The organism is Psychrobacillus sp. Z3-81 (assembly GCF_056620325.1).
In genome coordinates, this window is the sequence record NZ_JBWQPU010000024.1 from 1 (window position 1) to 16,807 (window position 16,807).

The following is a 16,807-nucleotide window of genomic DNA, read 5'->3' on the forward strand; positions in this document are numbered from 1 at the left end:
CCAATCATTAGTTGAACCAATCGGGCTTTTAGGGACAGTTGATCTCCCACTTAGCTGTCTCATTTCTTTTGCCATCTGGAAGTGGGAGTCTTACTGTCCCTTAATGCGGGATAAATACCATTATATCACCTACAGATAATTCTGTTTGTTTAAAATTTACTGGCTAAACCAAAAATTATAGGGAATAAAAATAGAAACAACTTTTAGGAGGGAACGACGTGGAAATATTAAAGGTTGATGGAAAGCTCAACAAGAAAAAATTAGCCATCAGTATTCTCATACCAGTGTTAGGAGGATCTATAACTGGCTGGTTAGCCAATCGAAACGCTCAGGAAAAATACAAAAGGCTAAAACAGCCCTCATTCGCTCCACCTCCACCGGTCTTCCCAATCGTATGGACAGCTCTTTATGCCGCAATGGGACTTGCTAAATATCGCTTTGATAAAAAACAACAAGAAAACTCTTCTTTAGAGAAGATACCGGCATATGAAATACAGCTTGGTTTAAATTTTCTATGGTCCTTTCTATTTTTCCGTTGGGGTCTTAGAGGCACGGCTCTTATAGAAATGACGGTGATGCTTGGAGCTATCGCACTAACTGCCTATCAATTCCAGGAGAAGGATAAAACAGCTGGTGCCCTAATGCTTCCCTACCTCGGATGGGTCGCTTTTGCCCTTGGACTTAACTACTCTGTGTGGAAATTAAATAAGTAAATATTTTTTGCTGTCGAGAGGGAGTGGAATAAAGGACAATTTGTTTGCTACTAAACTCTAGCAAAGAGGAATCTCTCGACTGCCCCTCATTTTGCAATTTGCCCACTTGCATGTTACCAAATACATTACTGCGGTCCATTAAAGAACACAAAAAAGTACTTACGAATAACAAAATCGTAAGTACTTTTTATATCGTTAGAATTCTAGTTTAGCCAACATTATTAGGAGGTAACATTGAGCGTTCCCGAGTTTTCTTTTCTACTCTTTACCCAGTTTAAACCACCAAAGATAACTACTATTACAATTCCAATTATATCTGTGTAGAATTCTGGAATGATCATCAATAGGGCTCCAACCCCGATTATCAAACGAGAAACCACATTCAAATGGGTAGCAAAATAACCTTCAATGGCTGCGCTTAATGCAATAATCCCAATTACTGCTGTAACTGTAATCATAGCAATGTCTAGGAATGAAGCCATCGGGAATTCTTTTGCATTCATCGCTACTCCTGTCGTATCAATCATTAGCATTGCTGGATTATATACAAATAAATATGGAATTAAGAATCCGGCTGCCGATAACTTAAGTGCTGTAAAACCTGTTCGCATAGGGTCTCCGCCTGCAATTCCTGCTCCTGCAAAGGCTGCTAGGGCTACTGGTGGAGTAATATTAGCAAAAATACCAAAATAGAAAACAAACATATGAGCAACAAGAATAGGCACGTCAAAGGCAGCTAATGCTGGTGCCGCCATCGTGGCAGTAATAATATAGGCTGGAATAGAAGGTAGTCCCATCCCTAGAATCATAGAGGCAATCATCGTAAAGAACAAAGTTAAAAATAACGATCCTGCTCCTAGACTGGCGATGGAGGATGTCATGACATTCCCAAAGCTCGTTAAACTTACTACTCCGATAATAATACCTACTACCGCACAAGCAATCATTACCGATAGAGACTGTCTTGCCCCGCTATCCAAAGCTCCTAATATATCCTTGAAGGACATTCTTGTATTTTTTCTAAGAGCGGCAATTACCACTGTTGCGATAATCGTGTAAAAGGCAGATTGGCCGATTGGCGTTCCTAAATATAAGAGGACAATCAAAAAGGCAATAGGAAGCAATAGATGTCCACGTTCTTTTAATACTTCTTTTACTTTTGGCAGATCTGGCTTTGGAATTCCTTTTAGGTTTTCCTTCCCTGCTCTAAAGTGCACCTGCATGATTACTGCCAAAAAGTAAAGAACAGCCGGGATTAATGCAGCCAATGCAATGGTTCCATAGGATACACCGGTCGTCTCTGCCATAATAAAGGCGCTCGCCCCCATGATTGGCGGAAGAATTTGACCACCAATCGAAGCACTAGCCTCTACTGCACCAGCAAAGTTTTTGGAGTATCCCACTCTCTTCATTAAAGGGATGGTAAATGCTCCAGTTCCGACTACATTTGCAACTGCAGCACCATTAATGCTACCCATAAACCCACTGGAGATAACAGCTACCTTTGCAGGTCCTCCCTGCTTATGTCCCGCTAACGCTAATGCCAAGTCATTGAATAGCTGACCCATTCCAGACTTTGCAAGAAAGGCTCCAAATAAAATAAACAAGAAGATAAAAGATACTGAGGCACTAATCGCAGTAGAGAAGAGTCCTTCTGTTTTTAAATACATTTGCCCAAAGATATCCCCTAAATCGTATTGCCTAGTCATCATCTTTCTAGGTATCCAGCTATAGTGACTAATGAAAGGATATACTAAAAAAATTAATGCTAAAACTGGTAAAATCCATCCGGTTACTCGTCGAGCCGCCTCTAAAACTAGGATAACCGTCATAATGGCAAATATGATATCCAAAGTATTAGGAATTCCACCTCTCGTAGTGACAATATCCGTATATTCTACAATCAAATAACCAGCTGAAGCCAAAGCTAACACAAATAAAAGCCAGTCATATATCGCAATCTTTGATCTGTCTTGGCTACTATATGTAGGGTAAATTAAAAAAATTAGAGCCATCCCTACTGCTACGTGAATTGCTCTTTGTTGTAGGGCTGCCATCGGTTCGAAGGTGATGTACAAGTGGAACAGCGAATAAAAAATAGCAATAGCTGCTACAATATAAGCTATACGCTTGCCAGAAAATTTACGAACCTTGGATTCAGTGTCGAACTTTTCAAGAAGCTCTGCCTGTTTCTCCTCTGAGAGCACCTCAGTCTCTGCCATTATATTTCTTTCTTGCTCTTTCTTCGTCATGTTTTCACCTCTTAGATGACCAAATTGGTCGTTTTGTTATTTATATGGTTACAGCCTCATAATTATCAGCTAAATCATACAAAGGGATTTTTTCAGATGAAACGTATAAGGTTGTTTGTACATTTTCAGAAACGGTTAGCTGTAGCTCCTTCATTCTCTGATTTACCTTCATGTGGACAAAGCCATCAGTAGAGGGTATGATTTCCCCTTCAGATGGTACACCTGCACCAAATGTCTTAAATCTAGTTTCTTTTAATAAAAGCTCGTCATCTATCAATTCATACACTTCAATCCATTCTTCTTTCTCTACAGAATGAATCCATCCAACCTCGAAGCTTTCTCCTTCTATATAAAAGCTTTCATCACCATAAGTTACTTCTATTACATCCTCTATAAATAAAAGAGAAAGGAGCATAAGAAAAGCTATGCTCCCAAAAACCCAAAGTACTTTATTGTTCATCGTAGAATTTTTGAGCTCCTGGATGAACCGGTGCAACCATACCTTCTTGTGCCGATTCAATGCTTAACTCCGCCGCTGCCTGATGTGAATTCGCTAAGGCATCTAAGCTTTCAAAGAATTCTTTTGTCAGCTTATATACATCGTCATCACTAAGCTCTCCACTAACGACTAATGCGTTCATAATAGCGGCTGTTGGTATTGCTTCTGCATTCCCATAGGTGTCTGCTGGAATGTCTAAGGCAACAAAGTATGGCTGATCATTTGCGATTTCTTTAATTTTGTTCTGATCTACTGAGACTAATGAGATTTCCAAACTAGAAGCTAATTCCATGACGGAAGAGTTCGGTAATCCACTTGTTAAGAAAGCCGCATCAATGCTACCTGACTTTAAGCCATCTGCAGCTTCTGCATAGCCAAGATAATCTACTTCTATATCATCATACGTAATACCATGTCCATTTAATAGGTTTCGAGCATTTACCTCTACCCCAGAGTTTTGATCTCCTACAGCAACTCTCTTTCCTACTAAGTCTTCAATTGTTTCAATACCAGAGTTAGCAGTAGTAACAATTTGGACATAGTTAGGATATAAAGTAGCAATCTGTTTCACATCCACTTTTTCTGTAAAATTACCTGTACCTTCTACAGCTTCTGTTAGCACATCACTCATAACAAAAGCCATCTCTACCTTTCCTTCTTTAATAAGGTTTAAGTTCTCCACAGATGCTCCAGTTGCCTGAGGCTTTGAGTTAACATCAAAGGCATTCGAGTATTCATTAGCCAGTGTAGTACCAATGATATTATATGGTCCTGAAGAGCCTCCAGTAGCAATCGTCACAATATTTGTATCCAATCCATTCTCCGAAGAAGATCCTCCTTCTGAATCTCCACAAGCAGAAAGTGTTCCTAGTGTTAGTAAAGCGCTTACAAATACGGCACCAGTTTTTTTTATTTTCATCGTTATCCCCCTCCATTTTCTTTTCCTTATTATTGTAGTGCAAGAATTTACTTGAATCAACAAATAATCCGATAATTTAGAAATGAGTTAAATTTAGTCAAAAATAGCAAACTACATAACAATGTAAGCTTTTTACCGCTCTACACTGGATACTATTAATAATATTGCATTTATATGGTATTTAATTAAAATAAAGTAAAGGGGGAGTATATTATTAATAAGAAACTACTTATTATAGGAATCTTACTATTGCTTACTGGCTGTGCTGATAAGCTAGATACTTCCAAACTAACTGTCCAGCAAGCCAGTGAGGATCAGTTTATCACCTTTTATGATGCACCATCGCTAGAGGACGCAACGGAGGCTATGCCTTTTGATATCACACTTCCTACGGAACTTCCTTTTGAAAGCTCAGGATTTAAATCAGCGGGTATCACCGACATAGGAAGTAACCGGGTAAATGTTGAGGCGACGTTCATTGCTTCAAGTTCAAGTAACACCTTTCTTTATTTGTCCGTTAACCAAGCGACACGTGAATATCCAAATTCAAGCCCGGAGGAAATTAAGTTAAGTACAGGGCATACGGCCTATTTTAGCACTCCAAATAATCTTGATGTTCAGGTAGATGATGTTAGCTATTCCTTTACATTAAACGAGTTTGATGGAGATGAAGCTCAAATAAAAGAAGAATTAATAAAGCTTGCAGAACAGATTGATTAATATTTGCTTTCCATAAAAAAAGAAGCTAATCAGCTTCTTTTTTGAGCATCATCTACATATTTTCCGTGTGCTGGCTTTGCAATTCGCTCGAACTCCGTAACAAGTAGATGAAGATTGCTGGTTAATAAATCGCCACTCATGGGTAGGCCATGTCCTGTAACCGCAACTTTTGGGTTAAGGCTTTCTAGTAAAGTGACCGAATCCCTTGCAGCTTCCCAATCTGTAGTTAAATATCTTGGTGGTCCACTTATCTCCTGCTCCTGGGTTAATACCTTATACAAATATTCTTGCTTTACCGTTACAAAAGCATCTCCAACAATCAGTACTCCATCGGAAGCTCTAAATAAAGAAACGTGTCCTGGAGTATGTCCAAGTGTATGATACCATGTAAATCCTGGCATATGAGGAACCGTCCCGTCAGCCGGTAGCTCTTTCACATAATCTCCTAAATTAATGGGCTCTATCGGAAACATACCAGACATTTTGGCTACCATTCCTCCTTCTACTGACGTGTCAGCTTCAGGATAGCTTTGCTTACCAGTCAAAAAAGGCAGCTCTAGGGAATGAGCATATACTGGGACATCCCACTTTTCTATCAGCTCAATAATTGCCCCCACATGATCAAAATGTCCATGCGTTAAAATAATTGCTTCAGGCTTTTTATTTTTTCCAAAATGCTCTTCTATGACCTCAAATATTTTCTCTGCTGATTTCGGCATTCCAGCATCCACCAACACAAAGTGATTTTCGTCTCCGACTAAACAAATATTCACGATTTGGATAGTGTGCATATATACATCCGGCATAACCTGTATCCCAGTTCCGCTCGCAACAGACGTGGTAGGAATATACTTGTAATCATCTCCATAAGACATTAAGTTTCCCATTTATGATCCCTCTCTTCCCTGTTATAACAGCTAGGTTCTCACTGCGGAATAAAAATTATACTCTCTATCTATCGAGTTGCTTGCTTTGTTGGTAAAACGAAAGGATGAAGCTTAATTTTATAAAGCTTTGATAACTCTTCTAAAGATTTGGTTTGTGTGTGCTTCAACGCTTCCATTGTAATAATTGCAGCCGCTCTAGCATCCTCTAAAGCATCATGGTGTTTAAGCGGAATCCCTAAAAAATCAGAAACGGTTGAAAGCTTATGATTATATAAATCTGGCCAGATCTTTTTAGAGATCCGATAAGAGCAAGCATATAAGAATTCTGGGTGCTCTTCTTCTATTTGGTTAATAGATGCCCTTAAAACCCCCATATCAAAGCTAGCATTATGGGCAATAAGCTTTTGATTTCCCATATACTTCTTAAAGCTGGGCCAGAATTCATCAAAAGTTGGTGAATCCTGCACCATATGCTCTGTTATTCCATGAATTCTTGTATTCATATAATGAAAATCAGATAATGGATTAATCAAAGAGTGAATCTCCTCTTGAATTTTTCCATTTTCCACTACCACAATACCAACGGAGCAAACACTTGCCCTCGTACTATTTGCTGTCTCAAAATCGATTGCCACAAAATCCATTTACCCAATGCCCTCCCCAAAACGACTTAACTAAACACTGCTACCAAGCAGCCTTAAAAGCAGGAAGGAGTGTCCCATAAGTGTTTTACTTACGGGACACCCCCTTCAATTATTTCAAATCCATCCTTTTCATAGGATTGGTTTCTTCTAATTTTTTTGCTCTTTCATATTTTACATCATCTTGTTCGCTTTCTCCTCTTGTCCGCTCTTCAACCTCTTCGTCGCTAAAAGCAGCGGGTCCCAAATTAGGATCTGCCCCAGGAGAATGCGCTCCATAAGCCTTTTCTTCTAAAGGTAAACTTTCATCCAGTGGAGGTCTGCTATTTCTTGATAATCGGTCTTCTTCCATGGAATGTCCTATATGATTCGTTTCATCGGCTAAAATAGGATCTGTTTGAAAACTCTCTCCTCTTACATAGCGGTCTTGAGGTTCATCTAAGCGACCTTCTGTTTCATTCACATACTCGTTTGTGGAAGGTGTCATCCCTTCCTCTTTAGCAATATCCGTTAGAGGCTCCTTCTCTGTTTCTGTAAAACGCTTCTCCATTATATCTGTTCCTATGGAGTTAGTTCTTCCTCCTAGTAAAGAAGGGTCCGTGGAAGCCGCAGTAGCCGTGGTGGTTGCAGCTGTTTCTTGATGCGCATGTGTTAGAACATCGGTATATAACACGATACTTCCACTCGCTACCTCTCTTGCGTACCTGTCTGTCTCTTCATCACTTAAATCAAGCTTTTTCAAACCTTCTGTAACAGAACTTTCTCCTGTGAACCAAGATTTGAACGTGTCCATTATCGAGCCAGCCTCATGAGTTGAAACGTCTGTATGTCTGTTCAATGTGCTAAGGTCTCCGCGTTCCTTTGAAATAACGTGAATATCACTTTCCGAGTAGCCTTCCGATTGGAGTAACTCTAACTTTTCAAACATCTCATCTTGAGAGCGTGCAATTTCAATTCTTCTGTTATTTTCAATAGCCATTGCATATCCTCCTTCTCGCTTCAGTTTAAGTACTTACTCCCTATTTACCCACATTAGAGCGTCTACTAACCTACAGGAAGATTCTGTCATTGCAATGTAATAATTTCTAGGTTCGATTCGCCTTCGCCCCAATATAAAAGGCTATTGAGAAAAATAACTTCTCAACAGCCTTATGCTCTATTATTTTTTATCCCGATACTCGACTTCTGTTCTATCATCGAACTCGATATCTAATTCAAACTCTGTATAGTCGCTGACATTAAATTCTTTCAGTACTCTTGATATTAGCTCTTGCTGCTCCATACCTTTTTGAATGTCCAAGTTTTGGAAAACCTGCTTTAAATATTCATAAGCTTCATCGCCATATAATTCTTTAGACTCCAGTCGATTAATATATTCTGCCTCCGTTTGATTGTTTTCTACATCAAACGACACTTCGACTGCATCCCTTGTGTCAGCAGTATCGATATCTAAATCAAAAGAAACAAAGCCAAATTCACTTTCTGCATTTTCTTGGCTAACCGGTTGGCTAACCTCTTCATTGTCTCCACATCCCGCTAACCCTAAAGTCAAAAGAAACCCTGTAGATACTAATAACTTTTTCGCTGTAAGCATTTCCTCACTCCTTATCTTATTCAATAATAATTATGACCGAGGGGAGGAATATTTAAACATCATCCCGGGTAACGCTTATCCGTTGAAGATGTATTTTTGGTAGAGGAATGATTCTTTTCGTCTCTTACTTTTTCATTAAGTTCCTCCATCGGAATTGGATCGACTGTTTGCATGTCTTCATGCTGATCAAATATACTTTCTTTCTCCGTATCTAAATCATCTGGGTTATCTATTAACCCACCTGGATTTTTGTCTTTTCCCGGGTTTTTATCAAAGTCATGTTTTTCCTTGTCTTTGTTTTTATCCATTTCCTTCACCTCTCTCTTGTTTCTATCTGTTTATCCCCTTTTGGAATCAATAAACATAATTCCATTAACCCTTTACGGCAATTAGCTATATAAGAAACTGCCGGGACAAATAAAAAGGAAGCACTTATGACTCTAAATACGCTTAGAATCATAAGTGCTCCCTTATTATTCTTATTCTTAGGCTCCCCGCTGCGTCGGACGCTTTCCTCGGGCCGACAGGAAGTGGATTAGAAAAACGTTATCACACGACGTGAGATTCTTAGTTTTCCATCCTTACAAACGAGTTAATTGTGTTTCCTACTATCTGAATTTTTATAAGTAAAATCCAGTAGCATATAGCCCATCCAGAAAGGAATAAGTACTGTCCTAGTCTCTTTCTTTATTTTTTCCCGTGGTATTCCTTTAGCTCTTGATAATACTTATTTAACGAGGAAGTAGAGACTTCAAATGCTTCTCCAATTTCTTTAACCGTAAGCTGCAGCGGTTCAAATAATCCAAATTCCTGACCATAACGAATAGCTCCAGCAGCAATTGCTACGTCCTTACGAGCATTAGGTTGTTTCGCAAATAAATAGTCCTCAACCGCAAGCACTAGAGGTATGTAATCTCTTTGGTGCTTCTCTAAGAACTTAATCGCTTTTCTCAAAACACCTGCTTCAAAGAATGTATACTCTCCACCCTCATAGCCATTTTCGCATAATGTTTTCCACATAGTAAGCTCGTTTTCTTTTAGAAATTCCTCCAACGATGCTTCATTCTCTTTAAACTGCTGAGAAAGGTTACTAAATATTGCTTTATGATCAGTTGGAATAAATATCAGGCTAGATACCGCTAGATAGTGCTGATCGTTTTCTTGACCATCAGGTAAGGTAAAGCAATAGACAAACATGCCAACCGGAACAGGCTTCTCACTTTCTCTTTTTAAGTAGATAGCTTCTTCAGAAAATATATTGCGCACCGTTAAATATTTATCTCCGCTTTCTAATACTTCACCAATAAAGGCTTTAGGCTCGCTCCAGCCATCTAACACCTTTAATGTAGAAGGTCTTGCTACCCTTTTACGTTGTTTCTCTAAATATTCTTGCCAGATGTCTTTTCTATAATGGAAGAAGAATTCATCTAAGGTAATCGCCTCGATTAACTCCTCTTCTAGATAGGAGCTTAACTGTTTCTTCCATTTAACTGCTAAGTCAGCGTAAGCCTGCATATCCTTTCTTTTAGGATATTCATCGTAAAAGCCTTGAAGAATTCGCTCTAATTCTTCCATTTGGACAACTTCTATCGTAACAGTCGATTTTGACTCGCAGCATTTTTTATATTTTTTCCCACTTCCACATGGACAAGGTTCATTACGCCCTACCATTTTAACACTTCCTTCTTTTTTACTAAGTGCTTATTTTAACATGAAAATGCACTGTAACGGTACCTGAGGGGAAAAATTGGTCCAACTTGACCACCTTGCTGTGTCATTTGCATGAATGGATACAATAAAAAATGGTGGAGAAGTATAATAATAACTCCTCCACCGTTTCTTATTGAGCTGTATATCCACCATCCAGAATAATTGCCTGACCAGTCATTCCTTTTGCTGAGTCGCTAGCAACGTATAACGTCAAATCAGTAATTTCCTTTACGTCTAACAATCTTTTTTGAGGAACAAGTGGGTATAGTACCTCTTCTAACACTTGCTCGACTGCAATATTTCTTGTTCGAGCTAAGTCCTCAAATTGGTTTCTAACTAGCAAAGTATCCACATAACCTGGACAAATTGCGTTGACTGTAATACCATGGGTTGCTGTTTCAAGCGCAGCCACCTTTGTAAGTCCGATCACTCCATGTTTTGCAGAGTTATAGGCTGCTTTTCCAGCAAATCCGATAACTCCATTAATGGAAGCCATATTAATAATTCTTCCAAATTCCTGTTTCCTCATATATGGAATAGCATATTTCATTGCCATAAATGGAGCTGTCAGCATAATCCTTACTAGTAGCTCGAACTTTTCAGTAGGAAAATCCTCTATAAAGGAAACATGCTGCATTCCTGCATTGTTTACTAAGAAATCAATTCTTCCAAAAGTCTCTACCGTATAATGGATGGCTCTCTCAATATCCTCTTCCTTTGTCACATCACAAACAATACCTCTCGCTTTGTCACCAAGCGATTTCACCGCTTCTTCCAATGCTTCCTGCGAGATGTCAGATAGAACAACATTCGCACCAGATTGTAAAAATGCTTTTGCGATATCATAGCCGATACCTCTAGCTGCCCCAGTAATAAAAAGAACTTTTCCTTCCACCCTATTTCCCCCTTTGTTTTCTTAGATGGCGGTCCATACACCGTCTACCTTTATTGTTTCACCGGTCATAAAATTCGCCATATCAGAGGCTAAAACTACATTATCCCACTTTACTCAGAAAAAAATTAGTGGAGAAGATGAATTCACCTTATTCTTTTTCCCCTTGCTCTTTTCGAAACACAAGAGAACCTCCCACTAAAAAGGCACCACTAAAAATAAATACCCCCATCATCCCTATGCTCCCCCCAATTACACCAAAAACAGACGGAGCCACTAATTGAAACAATCTATTGGTAGCAATCCGAAGCCCTAGCACCTCCGCTGTTCTATCTGGAGGACTAGCATTATATGTTGTTGTCATGGATATTGGTTGTCCACAACCTAACCCCAGACCCATTAGAATAGCTAATAATCCAATAACCAAAAGAGATTGGTTGAATGGCAGTAAAAAGAATGCTATCCCCGCAACTAATATAGAGGTAAACAAAATAGTATCACGTTTATATATTTCTAAAAGCTTCGGTAACACAAATCTCACAAACATAGTTGCCAACCCTTGAAGCGCCAATATCCAGCCGATCGCAGCTGTTGATAATCCCACCTGTTTTCCCAGTAGTGGAAAGTAGGCAACAAATATATCCTTTGAATATAAAACAAGGGCGCTAGAAAATAAGGCTCTACGTATAAGCGGATTTTCAAATAGCTTCAAAGAGTCGATTAGCTTTGTCGTTTTCCTACTGTTACTTGGTTTACTTATATGAAGAACCCAATAAGAAAAGAAAATTGCTAAGCAACCAATGATAATACAAACAATGTATACAGTCGCAAAGGAAAGATACCCTCCTACCAAAGGACCTACAACTGCTCCTAATGCTACACAAAGACTAAACATACTAAAATAATAATCTCTGTCCTTTTTCGTCGTCTGATGTCCCAATTGATTCTGAAGAGCAATAGGAATGCTAACACTCCCTATTCCAAGCAATAACTGACTAGCAAAAAGCGCCCAGATATCGGAGAAAAAAAGAGGAACAATCATTCCTGCAACAACTCCCAAAAAGCCAATCATAATGGGAATTCTATCGCCAATTTTGTCAATGAATTTCCCTGCATGAATAGACAACATTAGAGGCAGCAGAGCGAATGTAGATGTTATTACACCAATCGTAATGATAGAAGCTCCATAGCTATCCGCTGAAAGCGTGATTACTGGCCGTGTAGCATTGACAATCATTTGAAATAAGAAAATTAATAATAATACTAGTTTAATTTGCAAAGATGCCACCCTCTCTCCCACTCCTAGTTCAGTTAAGAACCCTTAGCACTTATGAAGTACAGCTCGATTATTCCTTTTATAAGCTCCCTTTGATGAAATAGTTATCAGAAAACATCAAGTCTTACAAAACAGTAAAGACTTCTCAATTACTGGAACATACTATTATTATAATAATATAATTTTCAGAAATTTCAAATCACAAACTTGTGTAATATGTAAAATAAAGGTACTATAAACCTATCATTCACTCGTAGAGACGAGGGGTTTTTTTGGAAAATATAACAGCCCACTTTTTATTTAATTTGTCCTTATTAATTATACTTTTCTTTCTTTTCTTTTTTATTTACAGAAAACCTGAAAATTTATTTAAAAAGCAAAAAACCTTGTGCTTCTATTTCTCTCTATCCATCATTTTATGCTATATATTTTCTTGCAATATTGATGAGGGAATTATTTTAAACTTAAGAGCTGTTCCACTAATCGTAGGAGGATTATATTTTCAGTTAAGTCCCATACTCGGAATTCTCATCATTGGTTTAAGAGGAGTTTTCGGTTTTGATCTCGGCTTTTTTGTGAGTATTCTTTCTTATGGGATACTCAGCACAACCCTTTGGTACTGTTCACCAAAATTTTTAACTCAGAAACCGACTTTTAGAGTCGTTTTCGCATGCTTTTTAGCTCTTGTTTTTTGCCTTGTCGATTTGCTCATTCTAATGGAGGTCTCAGTTTTAGCACATAGTAGGGATCTAATTTTTGCATATATTGTTATTCCTCCACTAAGTGTTGCTACTTTATCTTACTTTTTGGAAATATTACAAAAAAATCATTCATATTATCAAGAGCTCGCAAAATCAGAAAAGGCGGCTTCCATTGAACAAATGGGAGCTGCCATCACACACGAAATAAGAAACCCTTTAACTACGGCAATTGGCTTTGTAGAGCTATTAGACCAACAAGGACTCCCCAAAGAAAAACGTTCACAATACATATCCATATTAAGAGAGGAGTTAGATTCTGCCGAGCGTATTATTCAAGGTTATCTCGCGTATTCCAAGCCTATTGCAGAGTCGACCGTGCATTTACAGGTAAACGAGGAACTGAACAATATTATCCAGTTGCTAAACCCCCTTGCAAATTACCACTCTGTTAAAATTATTTCTAACTTTTCTGCAACAAAGCTTATAGGGGGAGATCGCTCTAAATTTCAGCAGTCATTCTTATACATTATAAAGTATATGATAGAGTCCACTACCGACGGAGGTATTCTAGTTATTGAAACTGCTGAAATAGAAGGAGAGATTGTTATCTTGTTACAGCATCTCCATACAGAAAGTAAATTAAATATTCAAGATTTCACTCTAACAATGGCGTTTGGCATGATTCATTCCATGAAAGGTTCCGTACATGTTCGTGATAATCAGGCAAGAAAATTTGCCTTATATATTTCATTTAAACCTGTGAAGTGTCACCTTCTGAAGAAGTAGTCCAACTAGATTTTGTTTCATGGAAAGAGGTGCTTTCTTGAACTTAACTATTCATTTCTTATTTAACTTATCCCTTTTAGTTGTTCTTCTGTTCGTCTCGCTACTTTTAATAGAGAAAGTTAGAAAAACTCCAACCATAGATATTTTATACTTTACCTTCAGTCTTCTTATTTGTTTTACCTTTAGTTATTCATGGTCAGAGGATATTCTTCTAGATTTACGAGGTATCCCTATTATTATCGGATCTTTATATGCAGGATTAGGACCATTATTAGGAGTGCTTGCTATTGCAATAAGAGCGTTAAGTGGTTTTGATACTGGGTTTTGGCTCTCTCTCGTTTTTTTTACTTTTTCCATTATCTTATTTGAAAAAGCACGTCCTTGGTTCTTAGGGTTAAAGCCTAAACAACGAGTTTTTTGGGTCACCTTTTTTACTGCTATCATGAGTCTTACTCAAGGACTGCCATTATTTAACCTGAAACAATTTAATGAAGATATGGATTTATTTTTGGCCTTTATGGTGATTCAGCCTCTTGGTGCAGGTATGATTGCATATTTCATTGAAGAGATAGATAAAATACTTGGATATCGCAAACGTCTATTATCCATTAATAACAAGGAATTAGTAGAGAAGATGGGAGCGGCCATTTCTCATGAAATCCGTAATCCTCTTACAGCTGCAAGCGGATTTGTTCAGCTCCTTCAGAGTAATCACATATCGGAGGAGGCTAGGTCCCAGTACCTGTCTATTGTGAAAAGTGAATTAAAATCTGCAGAAAAAGTAATAGAGGACTATTTAGCCCTTCCAAAGGAAAATAAATATTCGATTAACACCATCTTAGTCAATGAGGAGTTATCGAAAGTAATAAAAACGATTAAATTATCTGCTTACAAGAATAATGTTGCAGTAAAAACAAAATTCTCTAATGAAACGATGATTTTGGGAGATAGGCAAAAATTTTATCAGAGCTTGTTTAACTTGATGAAAAACGCGATAGAAGCAATGCCAAAAGGAGGGACGTTAACCGTCCAAACATACACTACCCCCTCCAATGTAACAATCTCTATTTCTGATACAGGAGAAGGGATGTCAGAGGATCAATTGAACCGCCTAGGAGAACCATATTTCTCTACAAAAGGAGAGAAAGGGACAGGTCTTGGAGTAATGGTTGTGTTTAGTGTCATCCAAGCAATGAATGGGAAGATTCATGTGGAGAGTAAAAAGAATATGGGAACAACATTTGAAATTACATTTAGCTCTTCTCTAGCTGTTTTTGAGAGCAAAGACAAAGAGGACGTTACTGATTTTGTCTCTAACTAGCCCCTTACCTTTTTTTCCATGAGTAAATTTGCATCTCATTAGACAAATTATGTAGGAAAGTAAAAACCTCAGGAGGAGTGTCTATATGGGTAGAGATGATAAAAAAGGGAAGAGCAACAACACACGCTCCCTTCCCCAAACACCTAAGAACCAGAAAATAAGCCCTAATGAAATGGAAGCGGAAATGGCTCGTGAGTTTGCAGAGCTAAATAAAAATAAGGCGTCTCGCAAAAAATAGTATAGGTACTAGCGCACTTACTACTCTACACTTCATAAGAGTAGTAAGTGCTTTTTCCCTTTAACTGGTCATTAGAAAGCACAGTAATTAGTAAGACCGGGCTCTAAGTGAGAGTCCCGGTCCAGTTTTATTAAAAATCTACTATTTGAGGCTCTTTACCTTTAGTATTCATCAAACGGATTTGGGTAGGAGTTATTTTTAAAACCATTAGCTCTGGATCGTCCGGTCCATCAAACCAGCCTTTCAATGCATTATTCCACACTTTTTCTTTCATGGCTTTATCGTCTGACTCCTCTATCACTCCTTCTATTTCCAAAAAGGAGTCTCCAAATCCTTTTCCATCATATCCAAGCAGAATATGCGTGTAAGGATTTTTCGCAGCTTCTTCTACTTTATGTGTCTTTTTACTGGTCACCGTATAAAGAATAAACTCATCGTTAAAGAAGGTCATATAGCGAGAATGTGGTTTATTTTGCTGCACAGTAGCCATTGTACCTACCATATTTTTTTCTAAAATACGAAGTGCTAGCTCTTTAGGTGTTTTAGACATAACTTTGCTCTCCTTTTAGTCGTCCTTCTCTCCTATTATTCCTTTACACGTAGAAATTAAACAAGCTCTACCAGGTTTTCAAGAAGCGAGTTGCACTGTCTCTTCCTTTTTGAAAGAGGTTAAGCTTCATCTCTTCTCCTAAATGAAAGGCAGTACTGCTATACTCATCTACCGGAATGAAAATAACATTCTTCTCTAATTTTCTGGAGATGTACTGCTCATCATGAGCATCTTTCATAGTAGTAAATAATGCTTCAAACATATTTAATCCGTTTTTAATTTTTTGGGGAGGCATATCCTCTGAACTTCTACTTAGCTTAATACCAAGCATGGGTCTTTCCTTTACTCCATTCCCAAAAATCCACATTGGAAAGTTACTTAAAACTCCCCCATCAACAAAGATAGTATCTCCAGTTGGCGCCTTCATTTTAACTGGCTCAAAGAAAAACGGAATATTACAGCTCATTCTTAATGCCCTACTTACCATGAAATTTTCTGGCTTCCAACCATAATTTTTCAAATCATCCGGAAGGACCATCATTTTCCCATTCGTTAAATCTGAGGCTACCAGTTTTAATGACCCTTCTGGAATATCAGCAAAGGTATAAACACCTTTACGAGCAAGCTTATCCAAAAACCAATTCTCCATTGCCCTTCCTTGGTATAACCCCATTCCCCAGTAAAGATTAAGCCACTTCATAAAAGGAAAAGGTAAAACTGTCGGTCTAGGGTCGAGCAATTTTTGAAAATCCTGCTCACACAGTAAATCCTTCATTTCCTTAGCGGTATATCCAGCAGCAATAAAACAAGCAACAATTGCACCCGCACTAGTTCCAGCTACCCGCTTAAACCTATATCCTTTTTCTTCCAACACCTGATAAGCTCCTGCCAACGCTATTCCCTTCATTCCACCACCCGAGAAAATTCCATCAATCCACATCATTTTTCTCCTCTTCATGTCTTTCTAACAATTTAAGTGAAAAATCAACAATTTAGAACAAACTATGAAAAAATTTGTCTTATCAAGTGGTAGATAAAGTGAAACTTTGATTGGTGGGGGTTTTCTTTCATCCCCCACCAATCATTAGTTGAACCAATCGGGCTTTTA

The 16,807-nt window shown here is 38.2% G+C and carries 18 protein-coding genes; 5 read left to right on the forward strand and 13 right to left on the reverse strand.

Going from position 1 to position 16,807, the window contains the following annotated elements:
- The first annotated feature begins 218 nt into the window (after nucleotides 1-218).
- Entirely contained in the window at nucleotides 219-713 is a 495-nt protein-coding gene (locus tag AC1ECF_RS17170; protein WP_480390658.1) for a TspO/MBR family protein, read from the forward strand.
- Nucleotides 714-934: 221 nt separating this feature from the next.
- On the opposite strand, the gene AC1ECF_RS17175 is transcribed toward AC1ECF_RS17170, so the two are convergent.
- Genes AC1ECF_RS17175 through AC1ECF_RS17185 form a run of 3 tightly spaced genes read right to left on the reverse strand, consistent with a single transcriptional unit; the run spans nucleotide 935 to nucleotide 4,383 of the window.
- Nucleotides 935-2,965 carry a TRAP transporter permease gene (locus AC1ECF_RS17175; RefSeq protein ID WP_480390659.1) on the reverse strand — a complete coding sequence of 677 codons (2,031 nt, stop codon included), beginning with the start codon at nucleotides 2,963-2,965 and terminating at the stop codon, nucleotides 935-937.
- Nucleotides 2,966-3,005: 40 nt separating this feature from the next.
- The gene (locus tag AC1ECF_RS17180; protein WP_480390660.1) at nucleotides 3,006-3,425 is read right to left on the reverse strand and encodes a DUF1850 domain-containing protein; all 420 of its coding nucleotides are present in this window, start codon (nucleotides 3,423-3,425) and stop codon (nucleotides 3,006-3,008) included.
- Nucleotides 3,415-4,383: a TAXI family TRAP transporter solute-binding subunit gene (locus tag AC1ECF_RS17185; RefSeq protein WP_480390661.1), complete on the reverse strand. Its 969-nt coding sequence runs from the start codon at nucleotides 4,381-4,383 to the stop codon at nucleotides 3,415-3,417. The genes AC1ECF_RS17180 and AC1ECF_RS17185 overlap by 11 nt, the downstream gene beginning before the upstream one ends.
- 249 nt (nucleotides 4,384-4,632) lie before the next feature.
- Here AC1ECF_RS17185 and AC1ECF_RS17190 point away from each other — a divergent pair, with 249 nt between their 5' ends.
- Nucleotides 4,633-5,103 carry a hypothetical protein gene (locus AC1ECF_RS17190; RefSeq protein WP_480390662.1) on the forward strand — a complete coding sequence of 157 codons (471 nt, stop codon included), beginning with the start codon at nucleotides 4,633-4,635 and terminating at the stop codon, nucleotides 5,101-5,103.
- Between the two features lie 29 nt (nucleotides 5,104-5,132).
- Here AC1ECF_RS17190 and AC1ECF_RS17195 read toward each other — a convergent pair whose 3' ends face one another.
- The 8 genes from AC1ECF_RS17195 to AC1ECF_RS17230 all read right to left on the reverse strand — a co-directional run bounded on the left by AC1ECF_RS17195 (nucleotide 5,133) and on the right by AC1ECF_RS17230 (nucleotide 12,115).
- Complete coding sequence (locus tag AC1ECF_RS17195) at nucleotides 5,133-5,990, reverse strand: MBL fold metallo-hydrolase (protein WP_480390663.1); 858 nt, start codon at nucleotides 5,988-5,990, stop codon at nucleotides 5,133-5,135.
- Between the two features lie 68 nt (nucleotides 5,991-6,058).
- Nucleotides 6,059-6,634 (reverse strand): 3'-5' exonuclease, encoded by a 576-nt coding sequence (locus AC1ECF_RS17200; RefSeq protein WP_480390664.1) that lies wholly within the window; start codon nucleotides 6,632-6,634, stop codon nucleotides 6,059-6,061.
- A gap of 109 nt (nucleotides 6,635-6,743) precedes the next feature.
- Nucleotides 6,744-7,610 carry a general stress protein gene (locus AC1ECF_RS17205; RefSeq protein WP_480390665.1) on the reverse strand — a complete coding sequence of 289 codons (867 nt, stop codon included), beginning with the start codon at nucleotides 7,608-7,610 and terminating at the stop codon, nucleotides 6,744-6,746.
- Nucleotides 7,611-7,790: 180 nt separating this feature from the next.
- The gene (locus AC1ECF_RS17210; RefSeq protein ID WP_480390666.1) at nucleotides 7,791-8,225 is read right to left on the reverse strand and encodes a YusW family protein; all 435 of its coding nucleotides are present in this window, start codon (nucleotides 8,223-8,225) and stop codon (nucleotides 7,791-7,793) included.
- 59 nt (nucleotides 8,226-8,284) lie between these two features.
- A complete protein-coding gene (locus AC1ECF_RS17215; protein ID WP_480390667.1) occupies nucleotides 8,285-8,533 on the reverse strand; it encodes a hypothetical protein in 249 nt (82 codons plus the stop codon).
- A 379-nt stretch (nucleotides 8,534-8,912) separates the two neighbouring features.
- Entirely contained in the window at nucleotides 8,913-9,896 is a 984-nt protein-coding gene (locus AC1ECF_RS17220) for a YecA family protein (RefSeq protein ID WP_480390668.1), read from the reverse strand.
- A gap of 169 nt (nucleotides 9,897-10,065) precedes the next feature.
- Nucleotides 10,066-10,830, reverse strand: coding sequence for a 3-hydroxybutyrate dehydrogenase (locus tag AC1ECF_RS17225; protein ID WP_480390669.1), 765 nt, complete (start codon nucleotides 10,828-10,830; stop codon nucleotides 10,066-10,068).
- A gap of 148 nt (nucleotides 10,831-10,978) precedes the next feature.
- Nucleotides 10,979-12,115: an MFS transporter gene (locus AC1ECF_RS17230; protein WP_480390670.1), complete on the reverse strand. Its 1,137-nt coding sequence runs from the start codon at nucleotides 12,113-12,115 to the stop codon at nucleotides 10,979-10,981.
- A gap of 293 nt (nucleotides 12,116-12,408) precedes the next feature.
- On the opposite strand from AC1ECF_RS17230, the gene AC1ECF_RS17235 reads away from it, so the two are divergent.
- The 3 genes from AC1ECF_RS17235 (at nucleotide 12,409) to AC1ECF_RS17245 (ending at nucleotide 15,149) form a co-directional block, all read left to right on the forward strand.
- Nucleotides 12,409-13,590: a histidine kinase dimerization/phospho-acceptor domain-containing protein gene (locus tag AC1ECF_RS17235; protein WP_480390674.1), complete on the forward strand. Its 1,182-nt coding sequence runs from the start codon at nucleotides 12,409-12,411 to the stop codon at nucleotides 13,588-13,590.
- 37 nt (nucleotides 13,591-13,627) lie between these two features.
- Nucleotides 13,628-14,911: an ATP-binding protein gene (locus tag AC1ECF_RS17240; protein WP_480390671.1), complete on the forward strand. Its 1,284-nt coding sequence runs from the start codon at nucleotides 13,628-13,630 to the stop codon at nucleotides 14,909-14,911.
- A gap of 85 nt (nucleotides 14,912-14,996) precedes the next feature.
- On the forward strand, nucleotides 14,997-15,149 hold the full coding sequence (locus AC1ECF_RS17245; protein ID WP_480390672.1) for a hypothetical protein: 153 nt from the start codon (nucleotides 14,997-14,999) through the stop codon (nucleotides 15,147-15,149).
- A 130-nt stretch (nucleotides 15,150-15,279) separates the two neighbouring features.
- Here the strand turns inward: AC1ECF_RS17245 and AC1ECF_RS17250 are convergent, their stop codons facing one another.
- Together AC1ECF_RS17250 and AC1ECF_RS17255 are read right to left on the reverse strand one after the other, a co-directional pair.
- A complete protein-coding gene (locus AC1ECF_RS17250) occupies nucleotides 15,280-15,699 on the reverse strand; it encodes a pyridoxamine 5'-phosphate oxidase family protein (RefSeq protein ID WP_480390673.1) in 420 nt (139 codons plus the stop codon).
- Between the two features lie 67 nt (nucleotides 15,700-15,766).
- Nucleotides 15,767-16,639 carry a patatin-like phospholipase family protein gene (locus tag AC1ECF_RS17255; protein ID WP_480390675.1) on the reverse strand — a complete coding sequence of 291 codons (873 nt, stop codon included), beginning with the start codon at nucleotides 16,637-16,639 and terminating at the stop codon, nucleotides 15,767-15,769.
- Nucleotides 16,640-16,807: the final 168 nt, after the last annotated feature.

What these genes read in the sequence shown, in the direction of transcription:
- AC1ECF_RS17175 (WP_480390659.1), bottom strand. Translation starts at nt 2,965, where the DNA reads ATGACGAAGAAAGAGCAAGAAAGAAATATAATGGCAGAGACTGAGGTG.
- AC1ECF_RS17180 (WP_480390660.1), bottom strand. Translation starts at nt 3,425, where the DNA reads ATGAACAATAAAGTACTTTGGGTTTTTGGGAGCATAGCTTTTCTTATG.
- AC1ECF_RS17185 (WP_480390661.1), bottom strand. Translation starts at nt 4,383, where the DNA reads ATGAAAATAAAAAAAACTGGTGCCGTATTTGTAAGCGCTTTACTAACA.
- AC1ECF_RS17195 (WP_480390663.1), bottom strand. Translation starts at nt 5,990, where the DNA reads ATGGGAAACTTAATGTCTTATGGAGATGATTACAAGTATATTCCTACC.
- AC1ECF_RS17200 (WP_480390664.1), bottom strand. Translation starts at nt 6,634, where the DNA reads ATGGATTTTGTGGCAATCGATTTTGAGACAGCAAATAGTACGAGGGCA.
- AC1ECF_RS17205 (WP_480390665.1), bottom strand. Translation starts at nt 7,610, where the DNA reads ATGGCTATTGAAAATAACAGAAGAATTGAAATTGCACGCTCTCAAGAT.
- AC1ECF_RS17210 (WP_480390666.1), bottom strand. Translation starts at nt 8,225, where the DNA reads ATGCTTACAGCGAAAAAGTTATTAGTATCTACAGGGTTTCTTTTGACT.
- AC1ECF_RS17215 (WP_480390667.1), bottom strand. Translation starts at nt 8,533, where the DNA reads ATGGATAAAAACAAAGACAAGGAAAAACATGACTTTGATAAAAACCCG.
- AC1ECF_RS17220 (WP_480390668.1), bottom strand. Translation starts at nt 9,896, where the DNA reads ATGGTAGGGCGTAATGAACCTTGTCCATGTGGAAGTGGGAAAAAATAT.
- AC1ECF_RS17245 (WP_480390672.1), top strand. Translation starts at nt 14,997, where the DNA reads ATGGGTAGAGATGATAAAAAAGGGAAGAGCAACAACACACGCTCCCTT.
- AC1ECF_RS17250 (WP_480390673.1), bottom strand. Translation starts at nt 15,699, where the DNA reads ATGTCTAAAACACCTAAAGAGCTAGCACTTCGTATTTTAGAAAAAAAT.
- AC1ECF_RS17255 (WP_480390675.1), bottom strand. Translation starts at nt 16,639, where the DNA reads ATGTGGATTGATGGAATTTTCTCGGGTGGTGGAATGAAGGGAATAGCG.